This window comes from Rhizobium sp. 768_B6_N1_8 (genome assembly GCF_051811225.1).
Classification (GTDB): domain Bacteria; phylum Pseudomonadota; class Alphaproteobacteria; order Rhizobiales; family Rhizobiaceae; genus Rhizobium.
The window spans coordinates 2,312,861-2,325,392 of record NZ_JBPWPV010000001.1; the positions used below are offsets into that span (position 1 = coordinate 2,312,861).

The following is a 12,532-nucleotide window of genomic DNA, read 5'->3' on the forward strand; positions in this document are numbered from 1 at the left end:
GCCGTGACCCTTGTTCAGTTGAACGTAGCGCTGGCGAAATTTTCAGATCTGTCAAGAACGGGTCTGCGGTTGGCTCGACGATCGACAGCGCCAGCCGTGCAACAGACAACCTATCTTCCGGTCATCGATCCGAAACAGCGCGGCCCCGCCCCTCCTTCGCCCATGCCGGGGCTCAGAGGCGTTGTCTGGACGGGCAACCTGTTGATCCTGGTCTTCATCGTCGGATTGGGGACTTGGTCGGCCCTGGCGCCGCTGAAAAGCGCCGCGGTCGCATCGGGCATTATCGAACCGGAAACCAGCCGCAAGACCATTCAGCATCTGGAAGGTGGGATCGTGCGGCGGATCCTCGTCAAAAACGGCGATGCGGTCATGGGCGGGCAGATCGTGATAGAGCTCGACGATACGAAGTCCCGCTCGGAGCGCGACAGCATTCAAGGGCAGCTTTGGGACGCCGAAGGAAGCCGCGCCCGCCTGCTTGCGGAGCAGACGGGCAGCGACCATATCGCCTATCCTGACGACCTGAGGGCAGCCATGGACCGATATCCTTCGGTCAGCGAGATTCTGACCGGGCAACAGAAAATCTTCGAAGCCCGTCGCCGGGTCATGCAGGCGGAAATTGGCATCATCAATGAAAAAATCGCGCAGGTGCGGCAGGAGATCGTCGGACTTGGCGCACAGAAGGCATCACTGGCCGACAGGACCACGATCTCGGGCCAGGAAATGGATCAGGTTACTGCCCTCAACGCCAAAGGACTGGAAAAGAAGAGCAGACTTCTCAACCTCCAGCGGGAAAAAGCAGACCTTGATGGCCGGCAGGGTGAAGTAGAGGCACAGATCTCCCGCGCCTATCAGGTGATCAGCGAGTCACAGGCCGATCTCGCAAAGCTTGAGAGCGACCGGTTGAGCGAAGTCGCCCAGGGCATGCGCGATACGGAAAGCCGGATCATGCAGCTGCGCGAGCGCTTGCGGGCGATCGACGACCAGGTTTCGAGGACCGATATCCGTGCTCCCGAAGATGGAACGATCATGAACCTGCGCATCCACACAATCGGTGGGGTCATCGGCGCCGGTGAACCGCTCGTCGATCTCTTGCCACGCGCCGATCGCCTTATCGTGTCCGCCCATGTCAGGCCTGAGGACATCAATCTCGTCCGTGCAGGGCTCGAGGCACAGGTTCATCTCCTTCCATACAATCAGCGGCGCGTTCCACTCCTGAAAGGTCGTGTCGAATATGTTTCAGCGGACCGTCTCATCGATCAGCAGAGCGGCCAGCCCTACTATGCCGCGACAATCCGTGTCACGGACGAGCGGCTGGCGAAAATGAGAAATGTCGAACTGGTCGCGGGCATGCCCGCGCAGACACTGATCGAAACCGGCCAAAGCAGCGTGGCGCTCTATGCCATCAGACCACTCCTCGACAGTTTCAACAGAGCATTTCGCGAGGACTGAGACTGTGATGGGCAAGAGAAAATTCGACGACGACCAGATTACGGGCATCCTGAAGGAGCACCAGGCCGGGGTAACGGTGGCAGATGTTTGCCACAGGTACGGCATCAGCGAGCCGACCTTCTATCGGTGGCAATCCCTGCAGTTCGGAAGCGGCGGTCTCTCAGCCAAAAGGGTGAGAGCACTGGAGGAAGAAAACCAGAAACTCAAGAAGCTCTTGGCCGAAGCCATGCTCTCGGCGGCAACGCTGAGCGAGATGCTGGCGAAGACATCTAAAGGGAGAAACTAACCTCTGAACAGAGGGTTGCTGGCCCCTAAATCCGATCCGGAATTATGTAGCAAATGCCACCAACGGCCACTTTCGGCCCAAAGTGGTCCTTCGAAGACAGACACCGATAGGACAACAGTCAGCTAGGCTTGATTTTACACTCCTCTATCCAGTCCTGCGGTAGCACGTTTACAGCAACGTTCGGCGCCAGCGGATAGAAAGACAGACGGGTGTAGCTCCACGAATACGGCACGCAGTTCTTCAAAACGGCCGCGTGAATATAGAATTGGAGATCACGCGGGACCTGATGCAGGGACATGAAAAATGAGTGCTGAATGACCTTGTCTGCATGGAAGGCAGCGATCGCTTCGGTCCTTTTCCACGTGCCGTAAATGCCTGCAGATATCGCCGCCAAGCACATCCAGGTAGTCATGAACAGCGCGGGGCGAAACTCCAGCCAAATCGCAGGAGTGACAAATGGCCATGCGACCATAGCTGCCGCTACGAAACTTCCGATGAAGAACACGTTCCAGAAATCTCTCGACCCACTTGATGCCATGATCGGTGCGTCGGCCAAGGGGGAGATCAGGTCGCCGCATAGTAGCAGCGCACAAATCGAGTACCCAAAAAACAGATAGAGCGATGCCTGCAACTTACTCATAAACTTCACCGACTGTGTTTCGCATAATGGCGATATCTATCGGGTTGCTGATTGGATGATAAGCCTGCTGCCATTTCACTCCCGTGAACTACATGGATAAAAAGCGAGTCTGCATTGACCGCTTCTGGCGCAAAGCGGTCGATTGCGGATTGCTGCATTGCTACCGAGCTCCCGATTTTCCCAAATCCGTAACCGCCCGCCTCACGGTTGAACGAGCCCGGTGAGCGGCCCTCAACGCGAGAGCTTTTCCGGCTGCCGAAGACATTGAATATCCGGCCTGCTACTGGTTTCGAAGCACGCCTACGAGAGCCTTTCCGTCGGTGAAATAGGGATCGCCGCCTCCGTTCCGGCCGTCTTTGGTCGCTCCGATGCCATTGATCTCATAGCTCGACAAAAGTTGCCCGGCCTTGAGAAGATCGCTGATGACAAGGTCTCGCTCCGCGTCGACATCAGGGCCGATATGATGCGTGATTTGACCGGTATCGTGGCTGAAGCCGACGCCCCGATCAAAACTTGCCGAGCCCAGCCAGTGCGGGCGATCATTTGGGCCGGTTTGTTCGGTCAGCCAAAAACGAACATGGTTGCGTTCGTCGGCGCTTTTGCCCACGGGCTTTTCGAAAGCCAGATCCTGTTTTCTGCCCTCAAAAAGCAGTGGGCTGACCGGCGCATCGAGATCAGGCCGATCAAGCACCACGCTCAGTCCGATATCGATCGATGTGCGCAAAGTAATCTTATCGGCAGGATCCCATCCGGCAGCCGCGAACGCCCGGATGACCTCTTCCTTCGAACCGACAAGACCGACATTGATGGGGTCGCCGGGAATACCCTGCTCGGTGGTCGTGACCATGTTGCCAACCTTGGCAACGCGGTCGGCATCGTGAAAAATCCAGATTTCGGGAATGACGAAATAGGCAAGCAGCAAATATGTGAACAGCAGGGCAGCCACGGTGCTCGTCGCCATGCGGATTTTTGTGCGATGAAGCATTGGAAATCCCCCGATTGCCAGGGAGGATCATACGCCGAACATGCGGCGGCGACATTCATAATTTGCAGTTGGCTTCGGCAGCAACTGCCACCGACCGCTTGTGGCGCAAAGCTGCCAACGCCGCATCGTTATCGGTCAGTGGCATTTGCTCCACAATCCCGATCCTATCTGACCGGCTGTTCCGATTGCAGGATCAGATCGGGCGGTTGACGGATATCCCTTCGAGGACTCCGCGCAACAAAAAGGGGGCACCTCACGGCACCCCCCTTCTGCCCCCCCCAAAGCCGGCATCCCCTCCCCGGATACCGGCCCCCTCACAAACACCCCTCTCCTCCCTCACCTCTGCGTTCCCGGCCCAGCCCGGGTTATCTCACAGAGATTCGCGCCGCCCCTTTTGGGCGCAATGACATCTACGCGGCACATATGCACCATCACCGCGCGGAGGCGACGCCTGAATTCCTGTGACTTCCTTTGCGCCAGCACGCGGGCACAGGAATGAGGGAGGAAAGGGAATGCGCCTGGCAGATGGTGACGAGAAGACACCGTCGCCGGGGCCGCATTTCCGATACCGCTATTGAAAGAAGGGCTTCGTCCCTGAAGCCCCTCCTCCGGTTCAAGATGCTGGATTAGCCGGGGTTGTGTTCGCCATTGCCCTGGCCGTCATGACCGCCCTCGCCATGACCGCCCTCGTCGGAGCCGCCCTTGTCGGAGCCACCCTTGTCGGAGCCGCCCTTGTCCGAGCCGCCCTTGTCGGAACCACCCTTGTCAGAGCCACCCTTGTCAGAGCCGCCCTTGTCGGAACCACCCCTGTCGGAACCGCCCCTGTCAGAGCCACCCTTGTCAGAGCCGCCCTTGTCGGAACCACCCTTGTCAGAGCCGCCCCTGTCGGAACCACCCTTGTCCGAGCCACCCCTGTCAGAGCCACCCTTGTCGGAGCCACCCTTGTCAGAGCCACCCTTGTCAGAGCCACCCTTGTCCGAGCCGCCCTTGTCCGAACCACCCTTGTCCGAACCACCCTTGTCCGAACCGCCCTTGTCAGAGCCGCCCTTGTCAGAGCCGCCCTTGTCAGAGCCACCCTTGTCGGAGCCACCCTTGTCGGAGCCACCCTTGTCGGAGCCACCCTTGTCGGAGCCACCCTTGTCGGAGCCACCCTTGTCAGAGCCACCCTTGTCGGAGCCGCCCTTGTCAGAACCACCCTTGTCAGAGCCACCCTTGTCAGAGCCACCCTTGTCGTTGCGGTCGTTGCCGCCCTTGTCATTGCGGTCCTTGCCACCATCGTGGTCGCGATCCTTGCCGCCGTCATGGTCGCGGTCCTTGCCACCATCGTGGTCGCGGTCCTTGCCACCATCGTGGTCGCGGTCCTTGCCACCATCATGGTCGCGGTCCTTGCCACCATCGTGGTCGCGGTCCTTGCCACCATCGTGGTCACGATCCTTGCCACCATCGTGGTCGTGGTCCTTGCCGCCGTGGTGGTCACGATCCTTGCCGCCGTGGTGGTCGCGGTCCTTGCCGCCGTGGTGGTCACGATCCTTGCCACCGTGGTGGTCGTGGTCCTTGCCGCCGTGGTGATCGTGGTCCTTGCCACCATCGTGGTCACGATCCTTGCCACCATCGTGGTCGTGGTCCTTGCCGCCGTGGTGGTCACGATCCTTGCCACCGTGGTGGTCGTGGTCCTTGCCGCCGTGGTGATCGTGGTCCTTGCCGCCGTGATGACCGCCGTGATCGCCGGGGCCGTCGCCGTCGCCATCACCAGGGTCGGAGCCGCCGGTGTTGCCGTTGCCGTCATCGCCGCCGTTGTTCTGATCGCCGGAAGAGGTCTGGTTCGACGCCTGTTTGCCAGAGTCGGAGCTGCCGCCGGAACGGTTGCCGAAGCGATTGCCGCTGCTGTCGTCATTGACCGTGCGGCTGTCATCGTCGGTGCGGATGGATTTCGTTGGCAGGCACAGCCTGGCCTCAATCGTACCCGGCGCTGCCTTGGCGCAGTTGACAACTGCCGGCGCGGCCATCGTGAGGCTGCTGCTTGCCAGAAGGTAAGCAACGGCGACGCTATACTTCGCTGCTTTGCGGATCATCTTTTCTCTCCCAAAGTTAACAAACCGTTAACTGGGAGAATTCCTATATTAGCGAACCGTTAATTCCAAGAATAAACTGTGGATAATGGCACAGCGCATTAATATATAGTTAATTACGCAAGTAATAAATTTTATTAAAGTTTTAGTATAAACCATGTTACCTTCCCCGCGCACAATAAAGAGGTGATTCATGCGATGGCTTTTTTGTTTTGTTTCCCTCGTGTTTTTTCCTACGCAATTTCAAGCATTTGCCGGACAGCCTCTGCCGGTTGGCAGGAATATCGGCGCGCCGGTGGGGTTCGCCTCTGCTTGCGCCAGCTATCGCTGGCTTTGCCATCGGACATCCGCTCAGGGCGGCGGCCGGGCACCGGTTGAGCAGGCGGGCATGCCGCTTCTGCGCAAGGTCACCCGCGCCGTGAACCTCGCCGTCCGCTCGACGGAGGATCGCTCCTCTTCCGGAAACGGCGATGTCTGGACCCTGCCCATCGGCGGCCGGGGCGACTGCGAGGATTACGCTCTGCAGAAGATGAAGGACCTGATCGACGCCGGATTTCCGGCAAACCGCCTGGCGCTCTCAGTGGTGATCGGCCCGCATGACGAGAACCACGTCGTGCTAATCGCCCGCATGGACGATGGCGACTACGTGCTCGACAATCTCAACAACGTGGTCAAACCCTGGAGAGCCACGCCCTATACATTTCTTGCGACGCAGGATTTCCGGGCAAAATCAACCTGGCGCGTGACGCTTGCCGGGCCGCGGGCGAATGAGTTTTCGTGATCGGACCCTCCCTCCGACACACCATGACTTGTCGACCACCAATTCGGTTCATTCCGGGGGGATCAACCCGGTCTGTCCTCTGATTAAAACCCCTCCCCAACCCCTCCCCACAAGAGGGAGGGACTAAGACGCGGCACCGCCTCGCTCCCCCGAAACGTCGAGGATCCGTTATTATGTAGCAAATGCCACCAACTCGGTGGTGGCAATTGAGTCGCTGGTTGATGACTCCAATCGGCCCGCAGTGATGATGACCGCTGTCGGCCCACAGCGGACAGGCCGAGCCCTGAGGCGATTTGTCTTCACGCCCGTAATTGACGGTCCCTTGAGCAGATGACATCATCATGACCATGGGTTTTCACCGCAACACGCCCGCAGTTGGCGGCCATGATTAGGTGACATCATCATGAGTGTGGGTTCGCACCGCAAACCGCAGATACGCCGGGCGACGCCGCCGTCGGAAAGTGTCGTTGCAAGCTGGTACGAGAACGCTAGTTTACTCGATAGCTACAGCATTGACTTGACTGCATCGGAGCAGTCGAGCATGCGCGAGTTGGCGACTCGGACACTCGTCAATCCACCCGCGTGGCAAAAGGCGTTAATCGCGCTGCGCGACGCCATGGTTACGCCCTTTGGCATCAAAACCTCCGATACGGTTAGGACGAGCCCAGACAGCCATGAACGGGTGGACTTCTTCCCGGTCCACTGGGAGGGCAAGGACGAAATCGTGCTCGGTACTGATGACCGACACTTGGACTTCCGGCTATCTCTTCTCCGACGCCGTTCTCCGATAGGCACGTTGCTCATCGCGACAACCGTTGTGCATACCCACAATGTCTTGGGCTTCACTTATCTTAACGCGATCAGACCTTTTCATTACCTGGTGGTCAGAGCCAACCTGGCACGCTCTACATAAACACAGCTACAGTAGAGCAGCAGGGCGCGAAGCTGCCACTCGAAAGCCGAAATCAACCGCGCGGTAGACTACAGTATCAAACGTTCCTTCTATGAAAATTTCGGCCCTCACCTTGAGCGTATCGATATGCAAATCGGGTATTTATCCCGAGCCCGGCACCATGCCGGGCCAATTCCCTAAAGCCCGAGCTTCCGGTAGTCTAGGATCGAAAGTTCGGCATAATTTGAACGCGTTGGAAGACCGAGTTCAGCCCATTGCAGACGTGCACCCGCTGCTGTGGAAAGCGCAAAATGCGGACCATGGAGAATTTGCCACAAACCGTCGCGAGCGATTTAGCTCGGCGCGTTGCACGCCGGCTGTCAGGGCCCCCTAGACTGGCGGGAACTCGGTCTTTCTCTTGATCAAGGGCGCTCGGCACTTTGAACTCATTCGGTCTGGTTTGTCGGATCAGGGTGTATCCGGCCCCACAACGGCACCGGCGTGACCGGCACCCGTGGCACTGACAGTCAAGCTGGCAAACGCGATCTCACCATCGGTAACGTAATGGTTGACCTTTCCGGTGTTCAAACGTGAGCCAGATTGGTGCCGCGCGACCTCCCCGATTACTTGCTTTGCCCTCAGTTCATTGACTATGTAGTCGCGCTCGGCGTTCGTATCGGAATCGGTCTTATGTGTGACTTGGAATGTTAGCCAAGTCAGAGAAAGTCCGGTATCTCTCGTGCCCGCCCCAACCCATAGGACGCGCTCCTCGGGCGATGGCCTGTCGGTATTCAACCAGAAGCTCGCCGCGCTCATGTCGTCCTCGGAATGGGCAAGGCTAAGGGCCCAGAAACGGATGTGATGGCGCTTGCGGGGGCTATCGTCGATGGGCTCCTGGAATCCTATGTCCTGCCGTCGTCCAAAGAGATAGAAGGTGCTGAAAGGTGCGGTGGGATAGGCAGAGTTCATCAGGAAAGCGCGCATCATTCGCAACGAGCTTGCGATCCCCAAATTGTCGGCCGTGGACCAGCCCGCCGTTGCAAAGGCCTCCCGGAGTTGTTGAAGATTGCCGATGAGGGCGAAATTTATAGGATCGCCGGGCAGGCCATCGGCCGTGATCGTGTATCTGGGGATCAGCCCCCGATGAAGAACCTTCAGGGACAGTCGGACCACGCTCGGAAGAATGACGTAAGCAGCCAGGCCATATGTGAGGCACACCGCAGCGAGCCATGGAAACCTGTGGTCCGCAGTATCGAAAACTACGAAGACGATCAGCCAAACGCTGAGTACACCCAGACAGAAAACCAGAAACCTCCGGAAAAGGCGCGTCAGCAATCTCAAGACACAGTCTCCTAGTCTGGCGTCTGATGGGCTGGCAGTCGCCCTCGCTGTTCGTCACCGGGATTTTAGCACCCGAGAGTATGCAAATGATAGCGCCGCCGTCGCTCCTTGTCGGCCATATCGAGCGAGCCCCCACCACAAGCTAGCGGAACCATGTGGCACTTGCTCCATAACGCCGCGATTTTGCCGCAAAACTTAGGATTCCTGCGACACGGCATTGCCCAATGTCGGAGACGGCCGGTGAAAAACATGGATCGCGGAGACGGCGTCGGCAATCAGTGCGACGATGCCGCAGGCCTCGGGCAGTGTGGGCCAACGCCCATAGGCCCTGCGGGTGTTGGGATTGCAAATATTGGCGGTGAAGAATTCGAAGAAGCGATACGAGACATGGTCACCAGCGGCGGCAACAATCGCAGGGGCGTGCTGCGCGGCTATGACCGCAGCTGGTTCATGACGCTACGTCTCCGGGCGTCTCAAATCGCTTCCGCAGAAAGATGAAGCTGTGTCCCGGTGGAAAATCATCCATGATCCCGAAGGCCTCATACCCAAGCCGTTCGTAAAACCCGCGCGCCTGGAAGCTATGGGTCGTGAGCCACGCGCCTCGGCAGCCGCGATCTATCGCCTCTTGCTCAGCGAGCGCCATGAGACGACGGCCAATACCACCATGGCGAAGCGCTTCCGGCACTACCAGTAGATCGACATGCAGGTGGTCATGAATCGTGCTGCCCCAAAGCCCACCAATGATATTTCCCGTTTCGGGCTCAGTGACAGTTAAGGCCAGCAGTTTATCTTCGGTCGGACGCCCGATACGAGACGCGTTGAACTCAATCAGCGACGCGGCAATAGCGGACCGCTCATGTGAACCCGGATCTCTGACGAGCTGGATCGTTACCTGCATGAGCATCCTCGCGAAAATCCCGATAAAAGCGACACTTGTTTTCCTAACTTTTGCCACGGCGCATAGTACGGAGTTCTGCGATAGCCGCAATGTCCGCTTGTGGCGCAAAGCTGCCAACGCCGCATCGTTATCGGTTGGTGGCATTTGCTCCATAATCCCGCGAGGATCCGGAAAGCGGGTGCAGCAGGTTAAACCCCTCCCACCTGTGGGGGTCCGAAGGACGGGTCGAGACCCGTGGCTCGACCCCGGCATCCGACAGGATGGGTTTGGGGCGGGGTCTTCCTTCAGCGCCGCAGCGGATACAGCAAGGCCCACCACGAACCATGATCCCCGTCAGCGGCCTTTGCGGATCGCCTCACCACCCTACTTCTCTCCCGGTGAGCATTTGGCAACCCCGGCTCCGTCCGGGCATTTCCCTATAGCAACCACAAGAGGAGGGTTTCCCCGTGGGCGTCTTCGACCGCATCAAGAACGCGATTTTTGGCAAAGCGCAGGCAGCACCCGTGCCAGAGCCGGCATCCGCAGCTCCCCCTGCCGCTCAGCCCACGGCAGCCACCAAGTCCCCACCGGTAACCGAACCCGCCACCGGCGCGCCGCCACCGGCTCAACCGAGCCCCGCCCAAGCCAGCAGTGCCGATATCGAGCAGATCCTGAACGCCGCCGTGAAGAAGTCCGGCCAGAAGCTCGATTGGCGCCATTCGATCGTCGACCTCATGAAGGCGCTCGGAATGGATGCGAGCCTTGCCGAACGCAAGGAGCTTGCCGGCGAGCTCGGCTACACCGGCGATACGAATGACAGCGCGAAGATGAACATCTTCCTCCACAAGGCACTCATGAAGAAACTGTCGGAAAACGGCGGCAAGGTGCCGGCCGATCTTCTGGATTGAGTGACAGTTGGTAGAAACGACGAGAGCAATTTCAGCAAAACTGCGCAGCGGTCTTGCGTCCTCCGGAATTGCGTGAAGCAAAGAGACGGGGCGTTTCCGTGATTTGAAGAAACGGAAATGCTCTACGCCAGCCCGAAGGCCTTGCGCGCCGTCGAACAGGCGTCGTCTCCGGGAAGGCATGTGCGGCAGACGTCCGGCCTGAGGCCGTAGATCACGCATGATACTTTCGAACCGATGGTGCCCGAGAGCGCAGAGCAACGCTCTCCATCGCAGCGCATGCCTGATTGATCCGCCGAGACGAACTGAGCCGGCAGCAAATCGAGGTCGGCATCGCTCTCGGTGGAGAATCTCGGCCATTCGCTCGAATAGGAACAGCACGCGCCGCAGGCCTGACAGTCTAGCTCTGTTGATAGGGTCATGGACAGGTCTTAGCACCTTACCTGCCAAGGATGCAAAACCATCCGTGCCTCCACGTCGGAGATTTCGTCAGCATCCGTCGGCCGCATGGCCGAGGTGAGCGCTTCCGGCGGATGACGCTGACGTATAAGTGCACCAATGCTAAAGTAAAAAGGCTCTTCAGCATCCAATTGAGCAAGTATGCCCCGGCACACCCCCTCTGTCCTGCCGGACATCTCCCCCACAAGGAGGGAGATTGGCTGGGGCACCGGTTTCCCCAAACAATGAACGTTGCAGCGGGCAAAACGGTAGAGGGACGAGAAGGTCAGGCCGCTTGTCGATCTCCACCCTTGTGGGGGAGATGTCCGGCAGGACAGAGGGGGGGTATCCCACGGCACAACCCCTCATGAAAAGAGGTTAGCGCAGGCGAACCTCCTCCCCCAAAAGACCTTCATCAAAATACACGCCATCAGCCTATATCCTCGCCCTTGCGGGCCATATGCCGCCGTGGTTTCATTCATCACATTCTCAGGGGACGATATTTCATGACGGGATTTTCGAAGGCTCTGATGGTTTCGACCGATGTTGCCCATATCGTGCTCTTCCACCCCGATGATCTCGCCCATGCCGGCGACTGGCCGATCGCCTGGTATTCCGAGCCCTTCGTCTACCCGCTCGAAAGTGCCGCGGGCCGGCTGATTGCCTGGTCGACGCGCAGCGACGGCAGTTTTGCCTTGCGCCTCACCGATGGCGCGATGACGGAGCGGGAACAGTCCTATGCCGGTCCGCGCTGGACCTTTCCCTATAGCGTGCGGCATGGACGGGTGTTTCTCGACAATACCGATACCCTGCCGGGCAAGGAGCAAATGACGCAGACAACGGATGCTGAGGAATATTGGATCGACATCGCGAATGGAGACTATGCCGTCACCGTGACCGCGCTTGAGTGGAGCGCCGAGCCAAGCGCGAGGGAGGATGGTACGGCAGACAAGGGCTCAAGCGATAACGGCGCCGACAAGCTGCCCGACTATGTGGTGCAGTTTCAGCCCGTATCCGGCGAGCCGATCAAGCCGGCAAGACGCCCGCCCGATCTCCTCTGCCTGATGGAAGCGGTCGCAACCGACAAAATCTACACCCATAACCCGAAACCGCCGGAGCCGATCGATTTCTCCCGTCCCTACCCGGCCTTCGCCTCGGCCAATGTGACGCGATCAGGCGGGAATTTCTCAAGCCAGGGCGAGGCGCCGATCGAGGCGGCGGTGCCTGCCGATGGCGACAAGTTCGCGATCTTCGACACGCCCTTTGTCGTGGCAGCCGAGCTCGTCCCCGGCGCTCCCGCCGTGATTGCCGAATGCCATGGCAGCGGCGGCAGCCCTGGCAAGGCGATGCGCTTTTCCTTCCGCGCCAGGCAGGCTGTGCAGATTGCCGAGGTTACCGGCCAGTACATCGACGGCAGCTTCGAAGCCCTGGGCACAACTGGCCTCTTCCGCCGCCGGCAGAAGCCGGTTTCATCAGATGCGCTCGCCGCCGTGCGCATTGCACCGCTGCCGGAGGTCACCGGCAAAGTGGAGGTTTCGGCGCTGCGGGCAAGGATGGTCGGCGATCTCAGGGGCGCCGGCGCGCTTGGGCGGCAGCTCGGCGGCCTCTCGGAATATGAGGCGCGCAAGCTTGAAGCCTCCGACGATGCCGCCATGCTGATGGACTGGCTGATCGATCATCTGCCGCTTCATGCGCGGGAGCGGCTGCGGATTGCCACGCTGGCGCCGGATGCGCAGTGCGAGGCGCTGGGTGCGGCTTATGATGGGCTTGGGTAAGAGAGCTGCCTTCAGGTATTGTGCGTGTCTTGCCCACCAAGATCGAAGCGCTTGGTTCGAGTCCACCGCCACCACGCACCCTTCACCCGCCCAA

General features: G+C 59.3%; 12 protein-coding genes. 7 read left to right on the forward strand and 5 right to left on the reverse strand.

Annotated features, from left to right (window positions below; translation table 11 throughout):
• The first annotated feature begins 3 nt into the window (after nt 1-3).
• Together AB8B33_RS11870 and AB8B33_RS11875 are read left to right on the forward strand one after the other, a co-directional pair.
• A complete protein-coding gene (locus AB8B33_RS11870) occupies nt 4-1,449 on the forward strand; it encodes an HlyD family type I secretion periplasmic adaptor subunit (protein WP_439015513.1) in 1,446 nt (481 codons plus the stop codon).
• Between the two features lie 7 nt (nt 1,450-1,456).
• A complete protein-coding gene (locus AB8B33_RS11875) occupies nt 1,457-1,735 on the forward strand; it encodes a transposase (RefSeq protein ID WP_007827499.1) in 279 nt (92 codons plus the stop codon).
• A 118-nt stretch (nt 1,736-1,853) separates the two neighbouring features.
• Here AB8B33_RS11875 and AB8B33_RS11880 read toward each other — a convergent pair whose 3' ends face one another.
• Both AB8B33_RS11880 and AB8B33_RS11885 read right to left on the reverse strand, forming a co-directional pair.
• The gene (locus AB8B33_RS11880) at nt 1,854-2,375 is read right to left on the reverse strand and encodes a hypothetical protein (RefSeq protein WP_439015514.1); all 522 of its coding nucleotides are present in this window, start codon (nt 2,373-2,375) and stop codon (nt 1,854-1,856) included.
• 280 nt (nt 2,376-2,655) lie between these two features.
• Nucleotides 2,656-3,360 carry an LssY C-terminal domain-containing protein gene (locus tag AB8B33_RS11885; protein WP_439015515.1) on the reverse strand — a complete coding sequence of 235 codons (705 nt, stop codon included), beginning with the start codon at nt 3,358-3,360 and terminating at the stop codon, nt 2,656-2,658.
• A gap of 677 nt (nt 3,361-4,037) precedes the next feature.
• Between AB8B33_RS11885 and AB8B33_RS11890 the strand changes: the two genes are divergently transcribed.
• The 3 genes from AB8B33_RS11890 to AB8B33_RS11900 all read left to right on the forward strand — a co-directional run bounded on the left by AB8B33_RS11890 (nt 4,038) and on the right by AB8B33_RS11900 (nt 7,123).
• Entirely contained in the window at nt 4,038-5,495 is a 1,458-nt protein-coding gene (locus AB8B33_RS11890) for a pentapeptide repeat-containing protein (RefSeq protein ID WP_439017242.1), read from the forward strand.
• Nucleotides 5,496-5,622: 127 nt separating this feature from the next.
• Nucleotides 5,623-6,210: a transglutaminase-like cysteine peptidase gene (locus AB8B33_RS11895; RefSeq protein ID WP_113325673.1), complete on the forward strand. Its 588-nt coding sequence runs from the start codon at nt 5,623-5,625 to the stop codon at nt 6,208-6,210.
• Nucleotides 6,211-6,613: 403 nt separating this feature from the next.
• Nucleotides 6,614-7,123 (forward strand): DUF2867 domain-containing protein, encoded by a 510-nt coding sequence (locus tag AB8B33_RS11900; RefSeq protein WP_113324882.1) that lies wholly within the window; start codon nt 6,614-6,616, stop codon nt 7,121-7,123.
• Nucleotides 7,124-7,570: 447 nt separating this feature from the next.
• Here the strand turns inward: AB8B33_RS11900 and AB8B33_RS11905 are convergent, their stop codons facing one another.
• Nucleotides 7,571-8,443, reverse strand: a complete 873-nt coding sequence (locus AB8B33_RS11905; protein ID WP_439015516.1) for an LssY C-terminal domain-containing protein — start codon at nt 8,441-8,443, stop codon at nt 7,571-7,573.
• A gap of 448 nt (nt 8,444-8,891) precedes the next feature.
• Nucleotides 8,892-9,485 (reverse strand): GNAT family N-acetyltransferase, encoded by a 594-nt coding sequence (locus tag AB8B33_RS11910; protein WP_439015517.1) that lies wholly within the window; start codon nt 9,483-9,485, stop codon nt 8,892-8,894.
• Nucleotides 9,486-9,787: 302 nt separating this feature from the next.
• Between AB8B33_RS11910 and AB8B33_RS11915 the strand changes: the two genes are divergently transcribed.
• On the forward strand, nt 9,788-10,228 hold the full coding sequence (locus AB8B33_RS11915; RefSeq protein WP_439015518.1) for a DUF3597 domain-containing protein: 441 nt from the start codon (nt 9,788-9,790) through the stop codon (nt 10,226-10,228).
• A 122-nt stretch (nt 10,229-10,350) separates the two neighbouring features.
• On the opposite strand, the gene AB8B33_RS11920 is transcribed toward AB8B33_RS11915, so the two are convergent.
• Nucleotides 10,351-10,647 (reverse strand): YkgJ family cysteine cluster protein, encoded by a 297-nt coding sequence (locus tag AB8B33_RS11920; RefSeq protein ID WP_439015519.1) that lies wholly within the window; start codon nt 10,645-10,647, stop codon nt 10,351-10,353.
• Between the two features lie 522 nt (nt 10,648-11,169).
• On the opposite strand from AB8B33_RS11920, the gene AB8B33_RS11925 reads away from it, so the two are divergent.
• Nucleotides 11,170-12,438 carry a hypothetical protein gene (locus tag AB8B33_RS11925; RefSeq protein WP_439015520.1) on the forward strand — a complete coding sequence of 423 codons (1,269 nt, stop codon included), beginning with the start codon at nt 11,170-11,172 and terminating at the stop codon, nt 12,436-12,438.
• Nucleotides 12,439-12,532: the final 94 nt, after the last annotated feature.

What these genes read in the sequence shown, in the direction of transcription:
- AB8B33_RS11875 (WP_007827499.1), top strand. Translation starts at nt 1,457, where the DNA reads ATGGGCAAGAGAAAATTCGACGACGACCAGATTACGGGCATCCTGAAG.
- AB8B33_RS11880 (WP_439015514.1), bottom strand. Translation starts at nt 2,375, where the DNA reads ATGAGTAAGTTGCAGGCATCGCTCTATCTGTTTTTTGGGTACTCGATT.
- AB8B33_RS11885 (WP_439015515.1), bottom strand. Translation starts at nt 3,360, where the DNA reads ATGCTTCATCGCACAAAAATCCGCATGGCGACGAGCACCGTGGCTGCC.
- AB8B33_RS11890 (WP_439017242.1), top strand. Translation starts at nt 4,038, where the DNA reads ATGACCGCCCTCGTCGGAGCCGCCCTTGTCGGAGCCACCCTTGTCGGA.
- AB8B33_RS11895 (WP_113325673.1), top strand. Translation starts at nt 5,623, where the DNA reads ATGCGATGGCTTTTTTGTTTTGTTTCCCTCGTGTTTTTTCCTACGCAA.
- AB8B33_RS11900 (WP_113324882.1), top strand. Translation starts at nt 6,614, where the DNA reads ATGAGTGTGGGTTCGCACCGCAAACCGCAGATACGCCGGGCGACGCCG.
- AB8B33_RS11910 (WP_439015517.1), bottom strand. Translation starts at nt 9,485, where the DNA reads ATGCCACCAACCGATAACGATGCGGCGTTGGCAGCTTTGCGCCACAAG.
- AB8B33_RS11920 (WP_439015519.1), bottom strand. Translation starts at nt 10,647, where the DNA reads ATGACCCTATCAACAGAGCTAGACTGTCAGGCCTGCGGCGCGTGCTGT.
- AB8B33_RS11925 (WP_439015520.1), top strand. Translation starts at nt 11,170, where the DNA reads ATGACGGGATTTTCGAAGGCTCTGATGGTTTCGACCGATGTTGCCCAT.